Source organism: Alteromonas sp. ABH4_457, assembly GCF_056160625.1.
Window position 1 is genome coordinate 697,541 of the sequence record NZ_JBSWXN010000001.1, and the last position, 26,056, is coordinate 723,596.

Sequence of the window (26,056 nt, forward strand, 5' to 3'; positions counted from 1 at the left end):
TCCGCACGCTTTGCGCTGCCGTATTAACTTTCCCGGGCAGAAGTATTGTGGTTTTGCCGGTTCAAATAAAATCCGGTTTGTTTAACTTAATTCTCGCAGGACATTTTCCAGCATTATGCAACAGTCGCACATACGTAATTTCAGCATCATCGCACACATCGATCACGGTAAATCTACACTGTCTGATCGTCTTATCCAGCATTGCGGAGGACTGACTGACAGGGAAATGGCCGAACAGGTGCTGGATTCGATGGATATTGAGCGCGAACGTGGTATTACCATCAAAGCGCAAAGTGTAACGTTGAACTACACCGCGAAAGATGGTGAAACCTATCAGTTAAACTTTATCGATACGCCGGGACACGTGGACTTCACTTACGAAGTATCCCGCTCACTGGCAGCCTGTGAAGGTGCGCTGCTGGTGGTTGATGCCGGACAGGGCGTAGAAGCACAGACTCTGGCAAACTGCTACACCGCCATTGATATGGATATGGAAGTGGTGCCAATCCTCAACAAAATTGATTTGCCGCAGGCTGAACCTGAGCGTGTAGCAGAAGAAATTGAAGACATCGTCGGCATAGACGCCATCGATGCTGTGCGTTGCTCAGCCAAAACCGGCGTGGGTATTGAAGACGTACTGGAAGTTATTGTTAACCGTGTTCCGCCGCCGGAAGGTGAAAGAAATGCACCGCTGAAAGCGCTGATTGTTGATTCCTGGTTCGATAACTACCAGGGCGTTGTATCTCTGGTACGGATTGTACAGGGCGAACTGAACGTAAAAGACAAAATTAAAATCATGTCTAACGGGCAGACTCACCAGGCGGACAAAGTGGGTATCTTTACTCCTAAGCAAACTGAAACCGGTGTTCTTCGTGCCGGAGAAGTTGGTTTTATCATTGCCGGTATTAAAGAAATCCACGGTGCCCCTGTGGGTGATACTATCACCCTGGCACGTGAACCGGCTGACAAGCCGCTGCCGGGCTTTAAGAAAGTAAAACCTCAGGTTTATGCCGGTGTGTTCCCGGTCAGTTCAGACGATTACGAAGATTTCCGTGATGCATTATCTAAGTTAAGCCTTAACGATGCGTCGTTGTTTTTCGAGCCGGAAAGCTCGGCCGCTCTTGGCTTTGGTTTCCGGATTGGTTTCCTTGGCATGCTGCACATGGAAATCATTCAGGAGCGTCTGGAGCGGGAATATGATCTTGATCTTATCACCACCGCACCAACCGTAATCTATCAGGTTGTTACAACCAAAGGGGAAACCATACAGGTTGATAACCCTTCTAATTTACCGCCGGTGAATGAAATCGAAGAGATTCACGAGCCGATGGTAGAGGCAAACATTCTCGTTCCTCAGGAATACCTCGGTAATGTCATCACACTTTGCGTTGAGAAGCGTGGAATGCAGACCAGCATGACTTATCATGGTAAGCAAGTCGCGGTAACCTATGAAATACCGATGGCTGAAGTCGTGATGGACTTCTTTGACCGGTTGAAATCAACCAGCCGTGGTTTTGCTTCACTGGACTATAACTTCAAGCGCTTCCAGCAGTCTGACATGGTACGTGTTGATGTACTCATCAATGGCGAACGTGTAGATGCACTGGCCATGATCACGCACCGTGAAAACAGTCAGGGCCGTGGTCGTGAACTGGTTGAAAAGTTACGTGAACTGATCCCGCGTCAGATGTTTGATATCGCTATTCAGGCTGCTATCGGTAACCATATTATTGCACGAAGCACAGTTAAACAGCTGCGTAAAAACGTTATCGCCAAGTGTTATGGTGGTGACGTGAGCCGTAAGAAAAAACTGCTGCAAAAACAAAAAGAAGGAAAGAAACGCATGAAACAGGTAGGTAATGTTGAGTTACCTCAGGATGCGTTCCTCGCTGTTCTCAAGGTAGGTAAGTAATGGCAAATTATTTTTCAATTTTGTTGGTGATCCTGACAGTAGCAACCGGATTAATCTGGCTGCTGGACAGTTTGCTGTGGGCACCGGCAAGAAAGGAAAAGCTCGCAGGTGGTGAAGCGGTAGCCGGTGGTTCATCAACGGGTCCTCAAAGTGAGTTGCCCTGGCTGGTGGATACATCACAACAAATTTTTCCGGTCATCGCGTTTGTACTGGTGTTACGTTCTTTTTTGTACGAACCGTTTCAAATTCCTTCCGGTTCTATGATGCCTACCTTACTGGTAGGCGATTTCATTCTGGTTGAAAAGTATGCCTACGGCTTAAAAGACCCGGTGTTCCGCAGCAAGTTTCTGGAAACCGGTGAACCGGAGCGTGGTGATGTCGTGGTATTCAAATACCCCGAAGATCCGAATGTAGACTACATTAAACGTGTAGTGGGTCTGCCGGGCGACACCATTGTGTATCAGAACAAACAAGTTTTTATTAAGCCATACTGTGAAAGCGGCAGCGACTGTCCGAAACAGCAACCGGTACCTCTGGAATTTAAAGAGCGCGGCGAATTTGTGCAGGACATGGTGCCGTTGTTGCGCTACACCGAGCAACTGGGTGACGTGACCCACGACATTTTGCGCAATCCCGGACGCAGTATTCCGGCGTCAAATTTTTACACGCAACCGGGTACCCGCAGTAATGAATGGATTGTTCCTGAAGGACAGTACTTTGTATTAGGCGACAACCGCGAAAACAGCCGTGACAGCCGCTTCTGGGGATTTGTTCCTGATGATAATCTGGTAGGAAAAGCCGTGGCTATCTGGATCAGTTTTGAGTTTGAACGTCCGGCAGACAGCGTGTTACCGGGTTGGGTACCGACAGGTATCAGATTTAACCGGATTGGTGGCATAGAGTAATGCAGGGTATCGACAGATACGCACGGTTATCAAAATTACTGGATTACCGCTTTAAAGACGAAGGTTTGCTTGAGCAGGCTTTAACCCACCGCAGTGCAGCGAAAAAGCACAATGAACGGCTGGAATTTCTGGGCGATGCCGTATTAGGCATGGTCATCGCAGATGCACTGTTCGCCCGTTTCCCGTCTGTACCGGAGGGAAAATTGACCCGCATGCGTTCAACCCTGGTGAAGGGCGATACCCTGGCCGAAATGGCGAAAGAAGCCGGCGTAGGTGAATTGCTTAAACTGGGGCAGGGTGAACTGAAAAGTGGTGGTCATCGCCGCAGTTCCATCCTCGCTGATGCTGTGGAAGCCATACTGGGTGCCATCTATCTGGATGCCGGCATCGACACCGTCAGCAAAGTGATTCTGAGTTTGTGGTCAGCCCGTATTGACCGGCTCGATCCGAATGAACACCCGAAAGACAGTAAAACCCGTTTACAGGAATATTTACAGTCACGCCGTGAACCTCTTCCGGTGTATGAAGTGGTAGGAATAAGCGGCAAGGATCACGCGCAGACTTTTGAAGTCAGTTGCACTGTAGCGCAACTTGAAAAGCCCGTTTTCGGCACAGGGAACAGCCGGCGTAAAGCAGAACAGCAAGCTGCAAAAGAAACGTTGGAGAAGCTTGAACATGCATCTGAATGAAGATGTTGATACCCGCTGTGGCCTGGTGGCCATTGTCGGCCGTCCAAATGTGGGTAAATCTACATTACTGAACCGTATCCTGGGTCAGAAAGTCAGTATTACTTCCAGAAAGCCCCAGACCACCCGTCACCGTATTTTGGGTATCGATACCGAGGCACAATGCCAAACAGTTTACGTGGATACGCCCGGGTTGCACCAGGACGAGAAACGGGCCATTAACCGTTACATGAACCGTGCTGCATCGAGCTCACTGGCTGAAGTGGGTCTGGTTCTGTTTGTGGTGGAAGGCACACGCTGGACCGAAGACGATGCCATGGTACTGGAAAAGGTGAAAAACAGCCGTTTACCCTGTTACCTGGTGGTCAATAAAGTCGACAAGGTAGAAGACAAAGAAAGTCTGATGGCTCAGATTCAGAAGCTGTCGGCACTGCACACGTTTGAGCATATTTTCCCTGTCAGTGCGAAAAACGGCAAGCAGGTGGATGCGTTACGGGAAACTGTGCAGCAGTCTTTGCCGGAAAGCGAATTTTACTTCCCCGAAGATTACATTACCGACCGTTCGAGCCGGTTCATGGCGGCGGAAATTATCCGTGAAAAACTGATGCGCTTCACCGGCGATGAACTGCCATATTCCACCACGGTTGAGATAGAACAATTCAAAATGATGGAAAACGGGGTATACCGCATTAACGGTCTTATCCTGGTTGAGCGTGACAGCCAGAAACGCATGGTCATCGGTAAAGCCGGCAATCATATTAAAACTATCGGCGAGCAGGCCCGCAAAGATATGGAAAACCTGTTCGACAACAAAGTGTTTCTTGAGCTTTGGGTTAAAGTGAAACAAGGCTGGGCTGACGACGACCGTGCCTTGCGTTCATTAGGCTACGGCGATGATTAATCTACTTTTTGTTTCATCGTTGTAAGGAGGTGCTATGTCTCTTTCTGATATGCGGCGGCAATATTCTGCTGGCCGTCTGGATGATACTCAGTTAACTGAGCATCCGGTAGCGTTGTTCCGGCAGTGGCTGAACGATGCCATTAACGCAAATATTCCGGATCCTACAGCCATGACGGTGGCAACTGTAGACAGCAGCGGACAGCCATCTCAGCGTATTGTGCTGCTGAAAGATGTGAGTGAAGAAGGCTTTTTATTCTATACCAACCTTGGCAGCCGTAAGGCCAGAGAGCTGGGACAGAATAATAAAATCTCGCTGCATTTTCCCTGGTTTTTCATGGAGCGGCAGGTGCGGATATGCGGCGTGGCCGAAAAATTGAGTACTGCGGAAAATGCAAAGTACTTCTTTTCCCGCCCGAAAGACAGCCAGCTGGCAGCTTACGCGTCAAAACAAAGCCAACCCATTGCAACCCGTAAATTGCTGATGACACAATTTCAGCAACTAAAAAACAAGTTTGCTAATAAAGAACTTCCTGTGCCGGATTTCTGGGGAGGTTTCCGTGTAAAGCCGCATCAGATTGAATTCTGGCAGGGTGGTGAAGACCGGCTTCACGATCGTTTCGAATACAATAAAACAGAAGACGGTACATGGAGTACTCAGCGGCTTATGCCCTGAGATAAGCCCGCAACATGATAGACAGCCACTGTCACCTTGATTTACCCGCCTTTGCGCATGATCTTAACGGTGTGCTTAAACGGGCAGGGGAGGCAGGGATCAGTGGCTTCCTGATCCCCGGCACCACACCGGCAGGCTGGGAAATACAGCTTGCCATCCAGGCCCGCCATTCTGATATCTTCCTCGCCTTTGGCATCCACCCCTGGTTTATTCGCGGTTCCCTTGATGATGCGGTGTTAAAATTGCAAAAGGCGGTAGCAGAACACCGCCAGTCAGTATGCGCTATTGGCGAAATAGGTCTTGATGCCACAATCGGACTACCTCTTGCGGAACAGGAGAAGTGGTTGCATGCACAACTGGAGGTGGCAAAGCAGTGTGAATTACCGGTTGTCCTTCACCACCTTAAAACTCATCATCGTTTGCCCGCAATGATTAAACAGGCAGGCTTTTTCTGTGGCGGTGTGGTGCATGCTTTTTCCGGCAATACACAGGTCGCTGCTCAGTATGTTGAAATGGGCTTTAAATTAGGTGCAGGGGGCACAATTACCTATCCCCGTGGTAAGAAAACACTGGATGCTCTGGTTGAGACCGGGCTGGATAATATTCTGCTGGAAACCGATTCTCCGGACATGCCCCTGCTAGGGTTTCAGGGGCAACGGAATGAACCGGCGCGGCTGGTGCAAATTGCTCAGGTGCTGGCAGAAGCATTTGGTGTGTCTGTGGCTGAGGTTACAAGGAAGACCACTGCCAATTTCCGTGACCTGTTTGTTCAGGCCTGAGCTGCACTGGCTAACGCATTTTATTGATAAAATAGTAGCGGTATCGCCAGCCCGCTGCGGTCAGAATGCATCCGGCAAAAAATCCGGTCATTAAGATCCCCGCCTGAATTGCACGTTCAGACTGCATTAGTGCGTATTCGTCGTTGAGAAGCCAGGCTATGTCCACGGTGATCTGCAACACGCCGGTTTGACTGCCGTGATCGTCTTTTACGGGAAATAATCTTACCAGCTGATTTTGTTCCGGAGACTCTTCAGTTACTGAAGATTTCTGTGTCACCACACCGAGGCGTTTGCCTTTATTATCGAATACTGCCGCAGCGAGAATGAAGTTTGTTTCTGCAAGGCGGCTTAAATGTAGTGCAATGACATCGCCATTCTTTGAATAAACCGGACCTGCCAGAATAAGGGCGTATTGTTCGCCCAGCACGTCGACCGGGACTGACGCTGCCTGTCCCGCTTCACGTAAAGCATGCCGCGACTCAATCACACACAGGCTCACCAGTGCCATAATCAGCAGGGTGAATGCAGTAATGTGCACACTTCTGCGTTGCAACCAGGCAAACCAGTGTTTCTTTTCCGGGGCCGGTGTTCTCCAGGCCGCGTATTTATCAGTCATAGTCAGAGAAAAAGCGCATTTGCCGTCATAATACCGTTTTTGCCATCATGAGCATAATCTATTCATAAATGGCAGTTTTCCCCGGTCACTGAATTCGCTAGGATACGCATACTTTGAGTAGCGGAACCTCTTACATTGAATTCAGTAGCTTTATCTTCAGTACATTCTCATGCTGCGCTAATAACTGCGCTGGAAACGCATCCCGCCGGCATCGTTTTTTCAGGCGGCCAGTGGCAGAGCACAGGTGCAGTCTCTTCAGACAATAATGACGCTGTTATCACTGTCTATGCGCCGGCGCTGACCGCCTGGCAACTTGAAAAAGTGTCTGACGCACTGGCACCAGTCGCAACGCTTTCCGGTTTCCGGTTACATGCCCTTAGCGGTAAGTTCCACGAAACCGTCGTAACGGGTTCAATAACAACGGCTGATGTGCCGGCGTTAAAGCCGCTGTTGGAAAAACTGGCTGAATCGTTGTGGGTAGATGTAGTGGTTCAGGCTGCCCGGCCATCGTTGTCTGCGCCCGGTTTGCTGGTGATGGACATGGACAGCACCATCATACAAATTGAGTGTATTGATGAGATAGCCAAACTGGCCGGCCTCGGTGACAAGGTTGCCGCTGTAACCGCAAGGGCCATGCGCGGGGAACTGGCTTTTAGTGAAAGTTTAATATCACGGGTGGCCTGCCTGAAAGGTGTACCGGTTTCACAGCTGGCCCAAATCCGTGACAGTATTCCGTTAATGCCGGGCGTTGTACCACTGGTATCCGTGTTAAAAGAGCATGGCTGGAAAATCGCTATTGCCTCCGGCGGGTTCACTTATTTTGCCGATCACGTAAAAGAACGGCTTGGCCTGGATGCAGCATTCTCCAATACCTTGAAAACCGATGGCGACGAGCTTGCCGGAGAGGTGACCGGTGAAATCGTGGATGCTGAAGTGAAAGCGCGCACGGTTGAGTCTCTGGCCAGCGAATGGCAAATACCTATGTCACAAACCGTCGCTATGGGAGACGGCGCTAATGATCTGGTAATGATGGCAAAAGCAGCATTGGGTGTGGCTTGTCATGCTAAACCGCTGGTAAGGGAAAAAGCTGATACGGCCATCCGGTTCTCAGGTTTGCACGGCATGTTGTATTTGCTGGCTGAATAACAACCTGAAACAGAGCAAAGCGATGAAGGCATGCCGTGAGCATGCCTTCTTTGTTTAATTGTTGAGGATTTTTTCAATCTGCGCTGTCGATTCGCTGACGGCTCTTAGCTGACTGTTACGGGATATGGTTGCTTTGTCATAGCCAAAACGCGTCATTACTTCGCTGGTCATATCGACAAGGTGCACAGATGCGCCCATACCCCAGATCTTCTCTTCCAGTTCTTTAGCGCGGTGCAATGCGTACATGCTGACATAGCTTAATTCGGCTTGCAGCATGTCCAGATCCGGTTTACCTGTGGTCGTTAAAATAACCTGCATGGCAATAAAGTGACCTCTTGCCAGCGCTTCAGTGATAAAGGACTTTCTGGTGTCATCATTGGCAAAATCTTTATCCAGCTTAGGCAATATGGCCAGTTTGCTGTTCTTACGGGCCGGATCATAAGCAACAAAAAGCTCTTGCCGTAATGGCTGATTTTCCAGTCTCATGGTTTTAATGCCATGAAGCATGAGCGGAGCTTCCAGGTTCTTATCCCGGTAGAGAAACTCAACGTTGGTTTTACGACTGCCGGTGAAATGGGTCAGCATGCGTGCTGATACAGAATTCACTCCGTTCATGACAGCCATATCCGCCTCGTAGCGAATACCGTTTTTGGCCAGCAGAAAAGCGAAATTAGGTGTGTGACGGGCGTTAATACAACGCAGGGCATGACCGATACCCGGAATTTCCTCTTCTTCCGGATAGGTTTGCAGTGCCTGTTTGTTCTGCTTGATCAGATTATCAAAAAACTTTCTGGCTGCAGCGCCCGGTTCACCTTCGGCGGCACGAAGATGCACAATATTGCGGTCTGTATTGTAATAAACCACTTCGTAAATCAATCCGGTCACATCGTGCCTGGTCGTCAGCGCTTGCAGTTCAGGCAGCGCAATTTTCACCAGGCTGCCTTTTTCTCCGTCAAACTCGCCGGGAATTTCAAGGCGCAGGCCGGATATGGAGATATCTTCAGAAATCCCCTTGCACTGCATGGTTTCATTCAGGCCACTTAACACAACTGGCGACCGCAGAATGTAGCGGGTTTCCATCCGTTGTTCCTGAAAACGATAACGATAAGGGCGGATAGGGGCCGGTTGCTTATTTCTGGGGTGAGCAAAAATGCGAAGATGGGCGAGGTTACTACGGTCAAATTTTAACGCCGCATATTGCCGTTGTCCGCTTTCAGAGGTGACATCTGTAATATGCACAAGGTATTGAAGACGTTTTAGTTTTGCCATCAGGCGGGCTGAAGGCGGCGTGTTTTGTTTCTTTGCCACACTGCCTACGTCATCCGGAATAGAAAGCGGACAATGCGCTTCATCCGGTGACATGGTGCTAATTGTCAGTTTAAATACCCGCCAGCTGACTTTCCGGGAACCAAATCCGATGAAAACAGACTTGAGTGATTCTTTTTGTTCCAGTTCACGTGTGGACGCCGAGTAGAAATACACCGCACCGTTCTGGATGTGGGTGAAACAATAAACATACAGTTCGTTATGTTTATCTGCATCAGCCTGCAATTTTGCCAGTCGCGAAGGTTTCAGCAAATAGCCCAGTTTGATCTCACCGGTCTCATCCTTCCAGTAATCCAGGATATCCTTGTTGATGGTATTGAGCATGGCATAACGGGGAAGCAATGCGTCATTGATACTGTCGATGAATACCGGCAGCGACGGACTACAGGGGGAAATATACTGCTCTGCAGTTTTATTGACGATGGCATCAATGGTGTTCGTCAGGTTAACTTTATAACGGCGTTTGTTGCCATGAATGAAGTTATCGAGAAACTTGTCGAATGACGGGGAAGGGAATTGACGGTTACGTTTAAGAATGAGGTAATAATTTGATTTTTCAAACTTGGTGGTAATGACTTCATAAACAATACCCGAGCGCTTATCCATGGCAAACTCATCTTCCAGGCCCCGGAAGAATATGTGTAACTTCTGTTCTGGCCGGAAGCGGTATTCTTTCGGTAACTTCAACCTGAGCCCTTCAGTAGAAATATCCACACTACTGGCTTTGTACTGACTACCGCTCTCATCCTGTATTTCAACTGCGACAGCAAAGTTCATCCGTTCCTGATTACGGTGAGCATAGTTCAGCAAATTAACAACAGGAATGGAGTACTGATGAAGATTTTCCTGTTTGGTTTCAGCGTCAGATTTAACCGTGCCCTGCAGAGCTTGTTGTTCAGCCCGCTCCCGCATCACTCTGAAGTTATTTTCTGTTGCCATCACCGTTTCGTAAACACCAAAGGTGTAATTTCCGAAGATATTCACCTGGCGGTTAAAAACGTCTATGGCAACGTCATCGAGATAGTGCTTCCTGCCACGGTATTCGAAAAGCTTGCATTCACCGTCCACCTGACCGCGCAGATCAATTGAGCGTACACAGGGCTTGGCCAGTCTTTTCAACTCCATTTTGATGAGAAAGCGTTTTTCTGACGGAAGGTTCTGCGTCAGTTGCATCAAAACTTGATTGAATTCAGGGGCGCCGATTGATGATTTCAGCTGCTCTATGATGTCTGCATATTGCTGAAGTTCTTTTTCCATTTTAACTACTGATCTTAATTGGCTGCCCTGTTGTATTTCTTATCGGCAGACTTCGCTGAGACTGTAAGTGAACATTTACCCGGACTCCATCCCTACTTTAATACGGTATGCAGTGCCTTCATAATAACGTTAGAATAGCCCAAAATAATACCTTTAAATTAATTCAAATGGCAAAACGTAAAACAGCCTACGTCTGTTCTGACTGTGGCGCAGAGTTTCCAAGGTGGCAGGGACAATGCAGCGAATGCAAATCCTGGAACACCATTTCAGAGTTTGTGGTTTCCCCTGCTAAAACAGCAAAGGCCGGATTCAGCGGTTACGCCGGTCAGACGAATGCCCGTATAGAACCTCTTAATGCCATCGATCTGGAAGCATTACCCAGATTCAGCTCCGGCTTCAAAGAGCTGGACCGGGTACTTGGCGGTGGCATTGTACCCGGCGCGGCTATGTTAATAGGCGGTTCACCCGGTGCCGGTAAAAGTACACTGTTACTGCAGGTGATGTGTCAGTTAGCCAAAGAACGCAGCGCGCTTTACGTTACCGGTGAAGAGTCGTTGCAACAGGTGGCCATGCGCGCTCAAAGATTAGGGTTGCCCACTGATAAGCTGATGATGCTGGCAGAAACCAATGTGGAGACTATCTGCGAACTGGCACTGACACAACAGCCTAAAATTATGGTTATTGATTCGATTCAGGTAATGAATGTAGCTGATGTACAGTCAGCTCCCGGCAGTGTATCGCAGGTGAGGGAAAGTGCCGCTTATCTGACCCGTTTTGCGAAACAACATCATATCGCCATGTTTATCGTTGGCCACGTAACGAAAGATGGCAATCTGGCCGGCCCGAAAGTCCTTGAGCACTGTATCGACTGTTCAATGATGCTGGAAGGTGAGAGTGACGGGCGCTTCAGAACATTACGCAGTCATAAGAACCGTTTCGGTGCTGTTAATGAGCTTGGCGTTTTCGGCATGACGGAAAGAGGTCTTAAAGAAGTTAGCAATCCTTCCGCTATTTTCCTCAGCCGGGGGGAAAATCAGGCGCCGGGTTCAAGTGTGATGGTAGTCTGGGAGGGCACCAGACCGTTGCTGGTAGAGATTCAGGCGCTGGTGGACTATTCGCAGATGGCTAATCCCCGCCGGATTGCAGTCGGTCTGGAACAAAACCGGCTCGCCATGTTACTGGCAGTGTTGCACCGTCACGGTAATGTACAGATGAACGATCAGGACGTATTTGTTAATGTGGTGGGTGGTGTAAAAATTTCAGAAACCAGTGCTGACTTAGCCTTATTGCTGGCGATGGTCAGCAGTTTCCGCAATCGTGCTTTACCAAAAGATTTGATTGTATTTGGTGAGGTGGGTCTGGCCGGTGAAATCAGACCGGTACCGAACGGCAGTGAGCGGATCACAGAAGCCGCCAAGCACGGTTTTAAACGGGCTATCGTACCCAAATCCAATGCGCCCAAACAGCCGGTAGCCGGATTGCAAGTCGTGCCGGTGAGTCAATTGTCAGAAGCGCTGGATGCACTCAGCTAAGCATTCAGTTGCCGGGATAGACTGCATTGAGCAGGGCGTCCATGTCTTTATCGCTTAGCGCATCGTCGCCGCTGTTCAGGTTGATCAGGCGGCGCAGTTCGGCGAGACATTCCACATCGATGTGATCAACTTTACAGCCGACATAAATGACGCCGGCTTTTTGCGGAGACTGGCGGTAAAGCTGGATCAGATACAGTGTCATTAACGGACTGTCGGGATTTGCTTTAAACATCACTGTGTAAGGGTCGTGACTGTCGAAGGGCAACATGTCCAACATGGCTTCTGCAGCGCTGAGGCGCAGGCCCTGCAGTGATACATCCTCAACAGTAACAGGTATGCTGTTACCGTGGAGACTGAGCTCTCCCGGTACCTTTAAATCTACACGCTGAAACTGTCGTTTATCCACAATTGTTCTTCCTGATAACTTACCCCTTAATTATTAGTGTAAACAACGGGGTAAGGTCAACCTGATCGTTCAAATTAATCCTGTGAAAGCCGGAAAATTAATCAACCAGATAGTAAAAGCCCCGCAAATGCGGGGCCTGTGTATTACTTCTTCGCCATACGCTTATATTTCAGGCGGTGCGGCTCTACCACATCCTGTCCGAAGTTTTCTTTCAGCCAGGTTTCGTAGTCGGTGTAGTTTCCTTCAAAGAAGTTAACTTTACCTTCATCGCGGTAGTCAATGATATGCGTGGCTACGCGGTCGAGGAACCAGCGATCGTGCGAGATAACCATGGCACAGCCCGGGAATTCCAATAAGGCATTTTCCAGTGCACGCAGGGTTTCAACGTCCAGGTCGTTGGTCGGTTCATCGAGCAGCAACACGTTGCCGCCGGCTTTCAGCAGTTTGGCCAGGTGAACACGGTTGCGCTCACCACCGGACAGATCGCCGATGAACTTTTGCTGGTCGCTGCCACGGAAGTTAAAGCGGCTGCAGTAAGCGCGGCTGTTAATTTCAAAGTTACCGATGCGGATAATGTCAGAATCGTCAGAGATTTCTTTCCACACTGTATTCTTGTCATTCATGTGGTCGCGGAACTGCTCCACACTGGCAAGATGAACGGTATCACCAATAACCACTTCACCTTCGTCCGGCTGCTCCTGACCTGAGATCATTTTGAACAGGGTAGATTTACCCGCACCGTTAGGACCGATAATACCGACGATAGCGCCTTTCGGTACTACGAAGTCCATATCATCGATAAGTACACGGTCACCGTAAGCTTTCTTCAGGTGCTTCACTTCAATGACTTTATCGCCCAGGCGCTCACCCGGTGGAATGAACAGCTCATTGGTTTCATTACGTTTCTGGTAATCAGACGTGGACATTTCTTCGAAGCGGGCCATACGTGCTTTCGATTTAGCATGACGGCCTTTCGGGTTCGAGCGCACCCATTCCAGTTCCTGTTTCATGGATTTCACGCGGGCATTTTCAGTGCGTTCTTCCTGGGCAAGACGGGCTTCTTTCTGTTCCAGCCAGGATGAATAGTTACCTTCCCACGGAATACCGTGACCACGGTCGAGTTCCAGGATCCAGCCGGCAACGTTATCAAGGAAATAACGGTCGTGGGTAATGGCTACCACAGTACCTTCATAGTCGTGAAGGAAGCGTTCCAGCCAGGCAACAGATTCTGCGTCCAGGTGGTTAGTCGGTTCGTCAAGCAGCAGCATATCCGGCTTCTCAAGCAGCAGGCGACACAATGCTACACGGCGGCGTTCACCACCGGACAGTTTGGAAACATCGGCGTCCCATGGCGGCAGACGCAGGGCATCCGCAGCACGTTCCAGGGCGTTGTCCAGGTTATGACCGTCCTTCGCCTGAATAATCGCTTCCAGCTCACCTTGTTCCTTTGCCAGCGCATCAAAATCGGCGTCTGCTTCGGCGTAGGCGGCATACACTTCATCAAGACGGGTAAGGGCGTGTTTTACATCAGCAACCGCTTCTTCGATGTTGCCGCGTACGTCTTTGGACTCGTCCAGCTTAGGTTCCTGTGGCAGGTAACCAATGTTGATACCCGGCTGCGGGCGGGCTTCACCTTCTATTTCGGTGTCCACGCCGGCCATGATGCGGAGCAGGGTAGATTTACCCGCACCGTTAAGACCCAGAACACCGATTTTGGCGCCAGGGAAAAAGCTCAGAGAGATATCTTTTAAAATATGACGGTTGGGTGGCACAATTTTGCCAACCCTGTGCATGGAATATACGTATTGTGATGACATGTTCCGAACAGTGTCCTTGCTTCAATATAAGTAAATGATATGCCATCTATTGTACTCGCTTTGTCCTCAATCTGACCAGTAAAGCCAGCAGTGATTTTCAATAATGGGTTAATTTTGAACGTTTACATGGCGGATGGCAGGAAATTAATGGTGAGGGTCAGGACGAATCCGGGATTTTGCATTACCATACACACAGGAAATTGACTAACAGGTTAAGCTATGACGGCACACGCAAAACGCACATACACTTTAACTGAGCTGGCTGACCACGTGGGTGGCAGTGTGGCGGGTGATGAAGCCCGTATCAACGAAACAAAGCTGAGTGGTGTGGGCACTCTGGCCGGGTCCAAAGGCCACCAGATTTCATTTCTGACCAACGTAAAATATAAGTCGCAACTGGCTGATACGGCCGCCGGAGCGGTGATTTTGAATGAGAAAATGCTGGACGACTGTCCGGTTCCTGCGCTGGTTCACAGTAATCCCCACGCAGCCTTTGCCCGCATAGCCCAGTTGTTCGACACCACCCCGGAGGTGGCATCCGGTATCGCTGAAACAGCGGTTGTGGCTTCTTCTGCTACGCTGGGAACCAATGTGTCGCTGGGTCACAATGTCATTGTTGAAGATAATGTCATGCTGGGTGATAACGTCAGAATCGGCGCAAATACCGTGATTGGAAAAGGCACGAAAATTGGTGAGGGTTCGACCATTTATCCCAACGTCACCGTGTATCACGATATTGTGATTGGTAAGCGGGTGACTATTCACAGCCAGACCGTTATTGGAGCGGCAGGTTTTGGATACGCAAACGACAAAGGAACATGGCTGCCCATTCCGCAAACCGGCAGTGTACAGATTGGCGATGATTCACAAATTGGTGCTTCAAGCAGCATCGACCGTGGCGCAATGGAAGATACCATCATCGGTAAGAATGTGATTATCGATAACCAGGTACAGGTAGGACATAACTGTATCATTGGTGATCACTCCTGTATTTGCGGCGCTACAGGCATTGCTGGCAGTTGTCATATCGGCAAATACGTCATACTTGGCGGAGGCTGTGGTGTGAATGGACATATCAGCATTTGCGACAATGTGCAGGTAACCGGTTATACCATGATTGTGCAGGATATTACCGAGTCCGGCGTTTATTCATCCGGTCAGCCGGCCATGAAAAACCGCGACTGGCGTAAAGTGACTGTACGGACCCGTCAGATCGATGATCTCTTTAACCGTGTGAAAGCGCTGGAAAAAGGTTAAATCTTTCTGAATTGTAATTAAACGTTATATATGGCCGCAGGCCGCGGCGTATAAGCGGTAGGGCAGTGTTAAGAAATGCTGCCGCTGCGGATATAAACGAAACGGGCATAAAGCAGTATACATGCGGCTTAAAATGACTAAAATATGCCCCTCATTTTTTAGCTGTCCATAAAACGCAGAGTAAGGAGCCTTCATGTTACCTCGCGATATGACTATTGCGGATTACGATCCGGAACTGGCAGATGCCATGGCCAAAGAAGCTGAGCGTCAGGAGCATCACATTGAGCTCATCGCATCAGAAAACTATTGCAGTCCACGTGTCATGGAGGCGCAAGGCTCTCAGTTAACGAATAAGTACGCAGAAGGTTATCCCGGTAAGCGTTACTATGGTGGTTGTGAGCATGTAGACGTGGTAGAGCAACTGGCGATTGACCGTGCTAAGCAACTGTTTGGTGCTGAGTACGCCAACGTTCAGCCCCATGCAGGCTCTCAGGCCAACGCTGCTGCGTTTATGGCTCTAATTAATGCCGGTGATACTGTTCTGGGGATGAGTCTGTCTGAAGGCGGTCACTTAACTCACGGTTCTCACGTAAATTTCTCAGGTAAAACCTACAACGCGGTACAATATGGTCTGAATGAAGAAACCGGCGAAATCGATTACGAGCAGGTTGAAGCACTGGCCTTAGAGCACAAGCCTAAGATGATTATCGGTGGTTTCTCTGCTTATTCAAAAGTGGTTGACTGGGCCCGTTTCCGTGAAATCGCAGATAAAGTAGGTGCGTACCTGCTGGTCGACATGGCACACGTTGCCGGTCTGATTGCTGCCGGTGTCTATCCGAGCCCGCTGCCTCATGCACACGTAGTGACTACCACGACTCACAAAACCCTTGCGGGTCCACGGAGTGGTCTGATCCTGTCTGCCTGTGGCGACGAAGACATCTACAAGAAGCTGAACAGCTCTGTATTCCCGGGCAACCAGGGGGGTCCTCTGTGTCACGTTATTGCAGCTAAAGCGGTAGCGTTCAAAGAAGCCCTTCAGCCTGAATTTAAAGAATATCAGCAGCAAGTTGTGAAAAACGCAAAAGCCATGGTTGAAGTGGTGTTGGAGCGTGGTTACGACGTAGTGTCAGGCGGTACTGAAAACCACCTGTTCCTGCTGGATCTGATTAAGAAAGATATCACAGGTAAAGACGCTGATGCCGCGCTTGGCCGTGCAAACATCACTGTAAACAAAAACTCTGTACCAAAAGATCCACGTTCACCGTTCGTGACCAGTGGTCTGCGTATCGGTAGTCCGGCGATTACCCGTCGTGGCTTCAAAGAAGAGCAGGCGAAACAGGTTGCGACCTGGATCTGCGACATTCTGGACAACATGGGTGATGAAAGTGTTGTTGAGCGTGTTAAAGGTGAAGTTGTTGAACTGTGTAAAGCGTTCCCGGTTTACGGGTAAGCCGCTTTATCAGTATGAAATTCCCCGCTCTTAGTCAGTAAGAGTTGATGCCGTCAGAGCAGCCTGTGCTGCCTGGCGGCTTTGTTGTTAAAAGGACCTGCTATGTTTTGCCCGTTTTGTTCGGCACAGGAAACCAAAGTTATCGATTCCCGTCTGGTGGCAGAAGGGCATCAGGTACGTCGCCGTCGCGAATGTGTTATCTGTCACGAGCGCTTTACTACCTTTGAAAGTGCTGAATTAGTGATGCCGAGAGTCATTAAACGGGATGGTTCGAGAGAGCCGTTCAATGAAGATAAGCTACGCGCCGGTTTGCAGCGGGCACTGGAAAAGCGCCCTGTAAGCACGGAGAAAGTGGAAGAAGTGATTTTGTCGCTGAAGTCTGCATTGCGTGCTACCGGTGAACGGGAAGTCTCCAGTGAATTCCTTGGTAATCTGATTATGGATGCACTGAAGGTGCTGGACAAAGTCGCTTATGTACGGTTTGCGTCAGTGTACCGCTCATTTGAAGATATTCGTGAGTTTGGTGAGGAAATTGCCCGTTTAGGAGACTGATAACCGCCATGAAAACCACGTCAGCTGTTTCCATTTCTCAGGACTACGCCTGGATGGCGAAAGCCATCAGACTGGCTACGCAGGGTCAGTTCACCACATCTCCGAATCCCCGTGTCGGTTGTATTATTCTTGACAGTAACGGCGACTTAGCCGGACAGGGTTACCATATTCAGGCCGGCACTCCCCACGCGGAAGTACATGCTCTTCGTGAAGCGGGCGATAAGGCCCGTGGCGGTACGGCTTATGTCACACTTGAGCCCTGCAGTCATTTCGGACGAACGCCTCCCTGTGCCGATGCTTTAGTGGAGGCTGGTGTCAGCAGAGTGGTTATCGCCATGACTGATCCGAACCCTCAGGTGAGCGGCCGTGGCATAAAAAAACTTCAGGATGCCGGCATTGATGTGGTGTCTGATATTCTGGCGGCCGAATCGGCAGCATTGAACCCCGGTTTTATCAAACGCATGGTATCAGGCAAACCGCGGGTAACGGTAAAACTGGGTATCAGTCTTGATGGCAAAATCGCGTTGTCTAACGGCGTCAGTCAATGGATCACCAGTCCCGAATCCCGTCGCGATGTGCAATTACACCGTGCTGCAAGTTGTGCCATTCTAACCGGCAGTGGCACTGCACTGGCCGACAATCCGTCTTTGCTGGTCAGGGAAAATGAAGCCAATTTTTCTGATTATCCTGTTTCGCCGGTAAGGCAGCCGCTCAGGGTCGTGATAGACAGCCACAACCGGTTACCGGACGATCTGCAATTATTCACAGACGGACACAAAACCCTGCGGGTAACCGGTCAGCCAGTTGCGCCGCAAACCAGTGTCCCTGCACTAGCCGTCTCCATGCGTGGCAATTACATAGACCTGTCTCAGCTCATGGAGAAGCTGGGGGAGCGGCAAATTAATGATGTGTGGGTGGAAGCCGGCCCGGGTCTTGCCGGTGCATTGTTTACTGCCGGTGAAGTTGACCGGCTTGTGGTGTATCAGGCGTCCAAACTGTTAGGTGACAAAGCACAAAGCATGCTCACGCTGGATGAATTTGTGTCGCTGGATGAAACGCCGGTACTGTCACTGACTGACGTACGGCAAACCGGCCCTGATATCCGCTTGTCATACGATATAATTAAGTAACGCTTTTGTAGAGGGTATACGATGTTTACCGGAATTATTCAGGCCCTGGGGACGATTCAGTCTCTTGATCACCGGGGCGAAGACATCAAGCTGACTGTGTCGTCGGAAAAGCTGGATATGTCTGATGTGGCCCTTGGCGACAGTATTGCCACAAACGGCGTCTGTCTCACAGTAACCGACTTCGGTACAGATTATTATTGTGCTGACGTGTCAGCCGAAACCATCCGTTACACCGGTTTTGCCAATTATAAGCCCGGCAGTACCGTGAATCTGGAAAAAGCCATGCGCCCCACAGATCGTTTTGGTGGTCATATTGTATCCGGCCATGTGGATGGCGTTGGTGAAGTCAAAAAGATTGTTAAACACAGTACTTACATTGAAATCTGGATTTCTGCCCCCACTGAGTTAGCAAAGTATATTGCCCATAAAGGCAGTATCACGGTGGACGGCGTCAGCCTGACTGTGAATGAGGTGGATGGCAATGAGTTTATGTTGTGGATCATCCCTCACACCCTGCAGGAAACGGTTATCGGCACGTATAAAGCCGGCAGTCGGGTCAATCTGGAAGTAGACGTGGTTGCCCGCTATCTGGAACGCCTGATGATGGGTGATAAGGCAGCAGAAAAGACCACCAAAAAAGACATTAGTATGGCCTTCCTGGCCGAAAATGGTTTTCTTAGAAAATAACCCTACATAAGTGAAATTATGGCACTCAACACCACAGCTGAAATAATTGAAGATATCCGTCAGGGTAAAATGGTTATCCTGATGGACGATGAAGATCGCGAGAATGAAGGCGATATCATCATGGCCGCTGAGCATGTGACGCCGGAAGCGATTAACTTTATGGTTACTCATGCCCGCGGACTGGTATGCCTGCCCATGACGCAGGAGCGCTGTGAACGTTTGAATTTACCGCTGATGGTAGATAAAAACGGCGCACAATTTCATACCGCCTTTACCGTTTCCATTGAAGCAGCCCGTGGCGTAACCACCGGTATTTCTGCTGCAGACCGCGCGACCACGATTCTGGCCGCGGTAGGTAAAGATGCTAAAGCAACTGACATTGTGCAGCCGGGCCACATTTTTCCGTTAATTGCTAAAGAAGGCGGTGTGCTGAATCGTGCAGGTCATACCGAAGCAAGCGTCGATCTTGCCCGCCTTGGTGGCTGTGAGCCAGCTGCTGTTATTGTCGAGATCCTCAATGAAGACGGCACCATGGCCCGTCGTCCTGAGCTCGAAAAATTCGCTGAAAAATACGATATAAAAATCGGCACAATTGCGGATCTGATTGAATATCGCAATCTGAACGAAACCACAATAGAGAAAGTTGCCCAGTGCAGCCTGCCTACGGAATATGGTGAGTTCGAACTGCATACCTTTAAAGATGTTATCGATAATCAGATTCACTTTGCGCTGAAGAAAGGTGACATTGACCCGGAAACACCTACACTTGTGCGTGTTCACTTGCATAATACGCTTAGTGATTTACTGGGTTCTACCCGCGCGATAAACCGTACCATGACTTTACCTGATGCCATGAAGCGCATTGCAGACGAGGGTGGTGTGCTGGTGGTGCTGGGTAAAGAAGAAGACCTGGAAGGGCAGGTCAGACAATTTGCTGCAGAAGACCGTGGTGAAAAGCCGGAAGGAAAAACCTGGACCGGTTCATCACGTACCGTAGGTGTTGGCAGCCAGATTCTGGCGACCATGGGCGTTAAAAAAATGCGTTTGCTCAGCAAGCCGGTCAAATACCATGCGCTGTCCGGCTTCGGACTGGATGTGGTGGAATACATTCATAATTAGTTCCCGTGTAATTCGTGAACATTCGATTTAGTTTGCGCGCAGTTATGCTATACTGCGCGCCGTTTTTTCATAGGGGTGGAATACCATGCAGGTAATTGAAGGTAATATTCGCGCGACAGGCAAGAAATTCGCGATTGTTGTGTCACGTTTCAACAGTTTTGTTGTAGAAAGCTTGCTTGAAGGTGCGCTGGATACGTTAGAGCGTCACGGTGAAGTCAGCGACAATGACATCACCCTGGTTCGCGTACCGGGTGCATATGAATTACCTGTAGCAGCGAAAAAACTGGCAGAAAAAGGCCAGTTCGATGCGATTATCGCTTTAGGTGCGGTGATCCGCGGTGGTACGCCTCACTTTGATTTTGTTGCCGGTGAGTGTAACAAAGGTCTGGCCCAAGTATCACTGGAGTATGGTATTCCGGTCTCTTTCGGTGTTATCACCACAGATTCTATCGAACAGGCTATTGAGCGTTCCGGTACCAAAGCGGGGAACAAAGGTGCAGAAGCTGCACTGGGTGCCCTTGAGATGGTGAACGTTGTTTCAGCGCTTAACGATCTTTAACCGGGGGTTACGTGAAAGTATCCGCACGTCATAAAGCCAGAGAACTTGCCCTTCAGGGTGTTTATTCATGGCAAATGAGCAAGAACGATATCGCCCAGGTGGAGTTATCACTTGCGACCAGTAACGATATGCAGAAAGTCGACATGGTGTATTTCCAAGCCATGTTGCGCGGTGTTGCGGAAAATGCAGAAGCATTAGACGTAAAAATTAAGCCATACCTTGGCCGTTTACCGGAAGAACTGGATCCTATCGAAAAAGCGATTCTGCGTATTGCTACCTATGAATTAACTGAGCGCATGGACGTGCCTTATCGTGTAATTATTAACGAAGCCATTGAACTTGCTAAATCTTTTGGTGCCGAAGAAAGCCATAAGTTTATCAATGGTGCGTTAGATAAAGCGGTGAAGACGTTACGTCAGCACGAGCGTTAACAGCGATCTATTTACGTACCTGTACGTAATGACACGACGACACTGAATTAACCGGTAAAACGTGAAAGAATTTGATCTTATTGGCCGTTACTTTGCAAATGGCGGCCATCAACGAAAAGACGTAATCGTCGGCATCGGTGATGACTGTGCCGTTACGTCTGTTCCTGCAAATCAGCAGCTCGCCATTACCACTGATACACTGGTGTCCGGCGTGCATTTCCTTAAAGATGCGCCTGCCAGATCCGTTGCCTATAAAGCAGTTGCTGTTAATCTCAGTGATCTCGCCGCAATGGGTGCAGAGCCAGCCTGGATTTCTCTTTCCCTGTCTATGTCTCATGTGGACGAGGCCTGGATGGAAGAATTTGCCAGTGGCCTGTATGAGCTCACCAGATACTATTCTGTGCAGCTCATTGGCGGTGACACGGTACGCGGTCCTCTGGCGATGACTATCACTGCGCAGGGTTTTATTCCCCCCGAAGCAGCGTTGAAGCGCAGCACGGCGAGACCCGGCGACTGGATATATGTGACCGGCACTACCGGTGATGCCGGCGCTGGTCTGGATATTCTCAAAGGGTCACGTGAAGCCAAAGAGGAAGACAGGGAGTTTCTGGTTAAACGTCATTTGTATCCCACTCCGCGAGTAGCTGTCGGAGCGGCGCTGCGACGCATTGCCTCTTCCTGTATAGATGTGTCAGACGGCCTGCTGGCTGATTTAAATCACATTCTGAAAGCATCAAATTGCGGTGCAACTGTACACGTAGACCGCTTACCCGTGTCTTCGGCCTTGTTCAATTGTGTGGGTGCACAGGATGCCTACCGTTATGCGCTGACTGCCGGTGATGATTATGAACTGGTGTTCACTGTAAACGAAGAGCAGCGTGGCAATCTGGAAACGTCTCTGGCCAGCACAGGTGTAAAGGCTACCTGTATCGGTCAGGTAACCGGCCAGGCAGGCAAAACAGACTTAAAATTGTATGACGAGCCGTATCAACTGAAAGACGTTGCGGGCTACGAGCACGATTTTTAATGCAACCTGAGTACCGTGCAAGAGTATCAATGAAAAATCCGGTGCATTTTTGTGCACTGGGCTTTGGCTCCGGTCTGATCCCGTTGATGCCGGGGACGTTTGGTTCTCTGGCAGCGATTCCCTTAATTCTGCTCCTTGCGCCGGCTGGTAACTTTATTTTTATCACGGCGACGATATTGAGCTGCATTGCCGGCGTTTACTTTTGCGGTAAAACTGCCACAGATATGGGCGTTCATGATCACGGCTCCATCGTCTGGGATGAAGTGGCCGGTATGCTTCTCACTTTTCTATTTGTTCCGCTGAGTATGTCTACGCTTATTGCCGGTTTCGTGTTGTTTCGCATTTTTGACATTTTGAAGCCCTGGCCTATCGGACCGGTTGATAAAACGGTTCACGGGGGACCTGGCATCATGCTGGATGATATTCTTGCGGGGATTATGGCTTGTGTGTGCCTGCATGCTCTTATATGGCTGGTTCCCGCCATAGGTTAACTTCACGGGCTTATCGAAAAAAAAGCCGTTCTGTGTGAAGCAGAACGGCTTTTTCGTTTATCTATTACAGTATCCTTTCTCAGTCGCCAAAATACGACTTTACCTGACGGATAATACCGGCGGTGTCGAGACCATGTTCAGCATACATTTCCTGCTGGGTACCCTGCAAAATGAAGCTGTCAGGGAGACCAAGATGGAGTGTGTGCATTCTTTGCTTCGCAGATTGCAGATATTCTGTTACTGCAGAACCGGCACCGCCCATGATACAGCCATCTTCCAGGGTCACGATGCCTTCGTGCTCCTTGCAGATTTCATCAATAACCGCAGTATCCAGAGGTTTAACAAACCGCATATCGACCACTGTGGCATTGAGAGATTCAGAGGCTTCCTCTGCATAAGGTAGCAACGTACCGAAATTCAAAATAGCAAGCTTGTTACCTTTACGAAGCGTACGTGACTGGCCTAACGGGATTTCAGTCATGCTTTGTTGCGGCGTGATGCCTTTGCCGGCACCACGGGGGTAACGCACTGCAGCCGGCTTCTGCGCCTTATGACCGGTATAAAGCATCTGACGGCATTCATCTTCATCAGCAGGGGTCATAATGATCATGTTAGGTATACAGCGTAAAAACGCAATATCAAATACGCCCTGGTGAGTGGGACCGTCTGCACCAACCACACCGGCGCGGTCGATGGCAAACAGCACAGGTAAGTCTTGCAGCGCCACGTCATGGATCAACTGATCGTAAGCCCTTTGCAAGAAGGTAGAGTAAATGGCAACAACGGCGTTATACCCTTCTTTGGCAAGGCCGGCACCGAAGGTCACAGCGTGCTGTTCTGCTATGGCCACATCAAAATATTGTTCAGGGAACTGCTGGGAAAACTTCACCATGCCAGAGCCTTCACGCATGGCAGGGGTAATGGCCATGAGTTTGGGATCCTGAGCCGCCATATCGCACAACCACTGACCGAAAATGGCCGAAAACGTGGGAGCTGAAGGTGCAGATTTAGGCAGGGCGTTATCTTCCGGATTAAATTTTGGTACAGCGTGAAATTTAATCGGATCCTGTTCCGCTACCGGGTAACCTTTCCCTTTTCGTGTAACTACGTGCAGGATGTGCGGGCCTGAGAACTGACGCATGTTGCGCAGGGTATCGACCATGCCATTAACATCATGGCCGTCGATGGGGCCAATGTAATTAAACCCGAGCTCTTCAAAAATAGTGCCCGGCACTACCATGCCTTTGATGTGCTCTTCTGCACGGCTGGCAAACTCTTTAATCGGTGGAACGTTACTCAGCAGCTTTTTACCGCCATCGCGGATTTTATTGAAAAAGTTACCGGTAAGCAGGCGCGCCAGGTGACTGTTCAGTGCACCGACGTTTTCTGAGATAGACATTTCATTGTCGTTAAGTACCACCACCAGGTCTTTATTAATGTCCCCGGCATGGTTCAACGCTTCAAACGCCATACCCGCTGTCATTGCACCGTCGCCGATGACGGCAACCACTTTGCGGTCTTTGCCTTCTTTTTCTGCTGCTACAGCCATACCCAGCGCGGCGCTGATGGATGTGGACGAGTGACCGACAGCAAAGGTGTCGTACTCACTTTCCGGAGGCCACGGGAACGGGTGCAGACCATTTTTTTGTCGGATCGTCGACATGCGGCCGGCACGGCCGGTCAAAATTTTATGCGGGTAAGCCTGATGGCCTACATCCCATAATAAACGGTCGAATGGGGTGTTATACACGTAGTGTAAAGCCACGGTCAGTTCTACTGTGCCAAGGCCGGAAGCAAAATGGCCACTGGTCTGACTAACTGAAGCCAGTAAAAACTGTCGCAACTCATCAGCCAGTTCACGTAGTTTTTCCTGTGGCAGCTTTCTGAGTTCATCCGGCGTCAGTGCCTGTGCCAGAACAGGATAGTGCGTTAATTCTAAACTCATTGTTATCGTTTCATTATGTTGTTTAGCATAAATCAGTATGTCCGTTTTACCATCAGGTCCGTAAACTCAGACAGCAATCCGGTATTGTAGGGCAAACTGTCTAAAGCTTGAAGGGCACTGGCATGAAGACGGTTTAATTCAGCCTTCGCCTGTGCCATTCCCAGTAATGCCGGAAACGTATTTTTGCCAAGTTCAATATCGGAACCCTGCGGTTTACCGGTGACTTCGGCATCACCTTCCACATCCAGAATGTCATCCTGAATTTGAAAGGCCAGCCCCATGTCTCTCGCGTAACCTGTCAGTGCTTCGCGGTGTTCCGGTTTAAGATCATTGCAAAGTACCGTAATCATTTCCGCACAGGCCTGCAGCAATGCGCCGGTTTTAAGGCGATGCAGGCGGGTAAGGGACGCAATGTCTATCGTGGAACCGGTAGCTGCAAGGTCTATCGCCTGACCACCGCACATGCCGGCGTAACCTGAGGCTCTGGCAAGAATGCTGACCAGTTTTGCGCGCTGACCATTGGCAAAGTCGCTCATGGGTGCATCAGCAAGAATACTGAACGCCAGGGTTTGCAAGGCATCTCCGGCAAGGATAGCCGTCGCCTCATCAAACTGAATGTGACAGGTGGGCTTTCCGCGTCGAAGATCGTCATCGTCCATTGCCGGCAGGTCGTCATGGGCCAGAGAATAGGCATGAATGCATTCTATCGCCATGCTCACTGCGGCCTGATCCTGACCGGGAATATCCAGTGTATTACCGATGATATGTACCAGTAACGGACGCATACGCTTGCCACCGGCAAGGAGCGCATATTCCATGGCTGCGCGAAGTTGTGGTGCGTGATCAGGAAGTGCGGCAACGAGGCGCAGCAAGCTTTCGTCAGTGTCGTGCTTAATCTTCTGACGTAAGCTGTCAATATTTGTCATGAATTACCTGTATAACAAGGTGGAGCGGAGCGGTCTCTCCGCCAGATTTTATCAGTCTTCAGAAGGGGTGAAATCAACCAGCGTTTGTTCACCTTGCTCAGCGAGCAATATTTTGACTTTCTGTTCTGCCTGCGCGAGAGCCTGTTGACTCAGACGGGATAATTTTACGCCACGTTCGAATTTTTCTAAAGCTTCATTCAGCGGCAATTCTCCCGATTCCATTTCCGTCACGATGGCTTCAAGTTCAGCCAGTGATGCTTCAAAAGAGGGCGCAGATGGCGTTTTTTCTGTGGTCACGTCGGATACCCGGTGCAGTTTTAATGATAATCGCGCACATTAACCGGGCAGGCACGCGGGGTCAATTGGTTTGTCCTGTTCCTGTGTGGTCAGACGGCGGGTATCTCTCTGGTTTTATTGGTGATACCTAATAATCAGCATTCATCTGGTAATCTTGTATTTTGATTATAGAATTCATAATACCGGCCGATAGAGATAATGGCATCGCGATAAGAGAGTTTTTTGAGGA

At 49.6% G+C, this 26,056-nt stretch carries 25 protein-coding genes; 18 read left to right on the forward strand and 7 right to left on the reverse strand.

Annotation, left to right across the window (positions count from 1 at the left end; translation table 11 throughout):
• The first annotated feature begins 115 nt into the window (after window positions 1-115).
• Genes lepA through ACXAGR_RS03000 form a run of 6 tightly spaced genes read left to right on the forward strand, consistent with a single transcriptional unit; the run spans window position 116 to window position 5,856 of the window.
• A complete protein-coding gene (gene lepA / locus ACXAGR_RS02975; protein WP_474842491.1) occupies window positions 116-1,912 on the forward strand; it encodes a translation elongation factor 4 in 1,797 nt (598 codons plus the stop codon).
• Window positions 1,912-2,817 carry a signal peptidase I gene (gene lepB, locus ACXAGR_RS02980; RefSeq protein WP_474842489.1) on the forward strand — a complete coding sequence of 302 codons (906 nt, stop codon included), beginning with the start codon at window positions 1,912-1,914 and terminating at the stop codon, window positions 2,815-2,817. The genes lepA and lepB overlap by 1 nt, the downstream gene beginning before the upstream one ends.
• On the forward strand, window positions 2,817-3,506 hold the full coding sequence (rnc, locus tag ACXAGR_RS02985; RefSeq protein ID WP_119501940.1) for a ribonuclease III: 690 nt from the start codon (window positions 2,817-2,819) through the stop codon (window positions 3,504-3,506). The genes lepB and rnc overlap by 1 nt, the downstream gene beginning before the upstream one ends.
• Window positions 3,493-4,404: a GTPase Era gene (era, locus tag ACXAGR_RS02990; protein ID WP_349587932.1), complete on the forward strand. Its 912-nt coding sequence runs from the start codon at window positions 3,493-3,495 to the stop codon at window positions 4,402-4,404. Before rnc ends, era begins: the two co-directional genes overlap by 14 nt.
• Window positions 4,405-4,438: 34 nt before the next feature.
• Window positions 4,439-5,077 (forward strand): pyridoxamine 5'-phosphate oxidase, encoded by a 639-nt coding sequence (gene pdxH, locus ACXAGR_RS02995; protein ID WP_474848051.1) that lies wholly within the window; start codon window positions 4,439-4,441, stop codon window positions 5,075-5,077.
• Between the two features lie 14 nt (window positions 5,078-5,091).
• Window positions 5,092-5,856: a TatD family hydrolase gene (locus ACXAGR_RS03000; protein ID WP_474848053.1), complete on the forward strand. Its 765-nt coding sequence runs from the start codon at window positions 5,092-5,094 to the stop codon at window positions 5,854-5,856.
• A 10-nt stretch (window positions 5,857-5,866) separates the two neighbouring features.
• Here the strand turns inward: ACXAGR_RS03000 and ACXAGR_RS03005 are convergent, their stop codons facing one another.
• Window positions 5,867-6,472 carry a hypothetical protein gene (locus tag ACXAGR_RS03005; RefSeq protein ID WP_474848055.1) on the reverse strand — a complete coding sequence of 202 codons (606 nt, stop codon included), beginning with the start codon at window positions 6,470-6,472 and terminating at the stop codon, window positions 5,867-5,869.
• 135 nt (window positions 6,473-6,607) lie between these two features.
• Between ACXAGR_RS03005 and serB the strand changes: the two genes are divergently transcribed.
• On the forward strand, window positions 6,608-7,618 hold the full coding sequence (gene serB / locus ACXAGR_RS03010) for a phosphoserine phosphatase SerB (protein WP_474848057.1): 1,011 nt from the start codon (window positions 6,608-6,610) through the stop codon (window positions 7,616-7,618).
• Window positions 7,619-7,672: 54 nt separating this feature from the next.
• Here serB and ACXAGR_RS03015 read toward each other — a convergent pair whose 3' ends face one another.
• Window positions 7,673-10,201 (reverse strand): PilZ domain-containing protein, encoded by a 2,529-nt coding sequence (locus tag ACXAGR_RS03015; RefSeq protein ID WP_474842476.1) that lies wholly within the window; start codon window positions 10,199-10,201, stop codon window positions 7,673-7,675.
• Between the two features lie 167 nt (window positions 10,202-10,368).
• On the opposite strand from ACXAGR_RS03015, the gene radA reads away from it, so the two are divergent.
• Window positions 10,369-11,733 carry a DNA repair protein RadA gene (radA, locus tag ACXAGR_RS03020; RefSeq protein ID WP_474848059.1) on the forward strand — a complete coding sequence of 455 codons (1,365 nt, stop codon included), beginning with the start codon at window positions 10,369-10,371 and terminating at the stop codon, window positions 11,731-11,733.
• 4 nt (window positions 11,734-11,737) lie between these two features.
• Here the strand turns inward: radA and ACXAGR_RS03025 are convergent, their stop codons facing one another.
• Window positions 11,738-12,139: a PilZ domain-containing protein gene (locus ACXAGR_RS03025; protein ID WP_474848061.1), complete on the reverse strand. Its 402-nt coding sequence runs from the start codon at window positions 12,137-12,139 to the stop codon at window positions 11,738-11,740.
• 143 nt (window positions 12,140-12,282) lie between these two features.
• Window positions 12,283-13,956: an energy-dependent translational throttle protein EttA gene (gene ettA, locus ACXAGR_RS03030; RefSeq protein WP_119501932.1), complete on the reverse strand. Its 1,674-nt coding sequence runs from the start codon at window positions 13,954-13,956 to the stop codon at window positions 12,283-12,285.
• 219 nt (window positions 13,957-14,175) lie between these two features.
• Here ettA and lpxD point away from each other — a divergent pair, with 219 nt between their 5' ends.
• The 10 genes from lpxD (at window position 14,176) to ACXAGR_RS03080 (ending at window position 22,659) form a co-directional block, all read left to right on the forward strand.
• Window positions 14,176-15,213 (forward strand): UDP-3-O-(3-hydroxymyristoyl)glucosamine N-acyltransferase, encoded by a 1,038-nt coding sequence (lpxD, locus tag ACXAGR_RS03035; protein WP_474842470.1) that lies wholly within the window; start codon window positions 14,176-14,178, stop codon window positions 15,211-15,213.
• Window positions 15,214-15,406: 193 nt separating this feature from the next.
• Window positions 15,407-16,663, forward strand: a complete 1,257-nt coding sequence (gene glyA, locus ACXAGR_RS03040; RefSeq protein ID WP_303573109.1) for a serine hydroxymethyltransferase — start codon at window positions 15,407-15,409, stop codon at window positions 16,661-16,663.
• A 102-nt stretch (window positions 16,664-16,765) separates the two neighbouring features.
• Window positions 16,766-17,215: a transcriptional regulator NrdR gene (gene nrdR, locus ACXAGR_RS03045; RefSeq protein ID WP_119501929.1), complete on the forward strand. Its 450-nt coding sequence runs from the start codon at window positions 16,766-16,768 to the stop codon at window positions 17,213-17,215.
• Between the two features lie 8 nt (window positions 17,216-17,223).
• Entirely contained in the window at window positions 17,224-18,345 is a 1,122-nt protein-coding gene (gene ribD / locus ACXAGR_RS03050; protein WP_474842467.1) for a bifunctional diaminohydroxyphosphoribosylaminopyrimidine deaminase/5-amino-6-(5-phosphoribosylamino)uracil reductase RibD, read from the forward strand.
• 21 nt (window positions 18,346-18,366) lie between these two features.
• A complete protein-coding gene (locus ACXAGR_RS03055; protein WP_474848063.1) occupies window positions 18,367-19,032 on the forward strand; it encodes a riboflavin synthase in 666 nt (221 codons plus the stop codon).
• Between the two features lie 18 nt (window positions 19,033-19,050).
• A complete protein-coding gene (gene ribBA, locus ACXAGR_RS03060) occupies window positions 19,051-20,151 on the forward strand; it encodes a bifunctional 3,4-dihydroxy-2-butanone-4-phosphate synthase/GTP cyclohydrolase II (RefSeq protein WP_119501926.1) in 1,101 nt (366 codons plus the stop codon).
• 85 nt (window positions 20,152-20,236) lie between these two features.
• The gene (gene ribH / locus ACXAGR_RS03065) at window positions 20,237-20,710 is read left to right on the forward strand and encodes a 6,7-dimethyl-8-ribityllumazine synthase (RefSeq protein ID WP_119501925.1); all 474 of its coding nucleotides are present in this window, start codon (window positions 20,237-20,239) and stop codon (window positions 20,708-20,710) included.
• Window positions 20,711-20,721: 11 nt separating this feature from the next.
• Entirely contained in the window at window positions 20,722-21,141 is a 420-nt protein-coding gene (nusB, locus tag ACXAGR_RS03070; RefSeq protein WP_119501924.1) for a transcription antitermination factor NusB, read from the forward strand.
• Between the two features lie 61 nt (window positions 21,142-21,202).
• Window positions 21,203-22,168: a thiamine-phosphate kinase gene (gene thiL / locus ACXAGR_RS03075; protein ID WP_349587900.1), complete on the forward strand. Its 966-nt coding sequence runs from the start codon at window positions 21,203-21,205 to the stop codon at window positions 22,166-22,168.
• The gene (locus ACXAGR_RS03080) at window positions 22,168-22,659 is read left to right on the forward strand and encodes a phosphatidylglycerophosphatase A family protein (RefSeq protein ID WP_474842461.1); all 492 of its coding nucleotides are present in this window, start codon (window positions 22,168-22,170) and stop codon (window positions 22,657-22,659) included. The genes thiL and ACXAGR_RS03080 overlap by 1 nt, the downstream gene beginning before the upstream one ends.
• 79 nt (window positions 22,660-22,738) lie before the next feature.
• Here ACXAGR_RS03080 and dxs read toward each other — a convergent pair whose 3' ends face one another.
• The 3 genes from dxs to xseB are packed head-to-tail and all read right to left on the reverse strand — an operon-like array spanning window position 22,739 to window position 25,827.
• Window positions 22,739-24,604 (reverse strand): 1-deoxy-D-xylulose-5-phosphate synthase, encoded by a 1,866-nt coding sequence (gene dxs / locus ACXAGR_RS03085; RefSeq protein WP_474848065.1) that lies wholly within the window; start codon window positions 24,602-24,604, stop codon window positions 22,739-22,741.
• Between the two features lie 32 nt (window positions 24,605-24,636).
• Window positions 24,637-25,530, reverse strand: coding sequence for a farnesyl diphosphate synthase (locus ACXAGR_RS03090; RefSeq protein WP_474848067.1), 894 nt, complete (start codon window positions 25,528-25,530; stop codon window positions 24,637-24,639).
• Between the two features lie 51 nt (window positions 25,531-25,581).
• On the reverse strand, window positions 25,582-25,827 hold the full coding sequence (gene xseB, locus ACXAGR_RS03095) for an exodeoxyribonuclease VII small subunit (RefSeq protein WP_119501919.1): 246 nt from the start codon (window positions 25,825-25,827) through the stop codon (window positions 25,582-25,584).
• Between the last annotated feature and the right edge of the window lie 229 nt (window positions 25,828-26,056).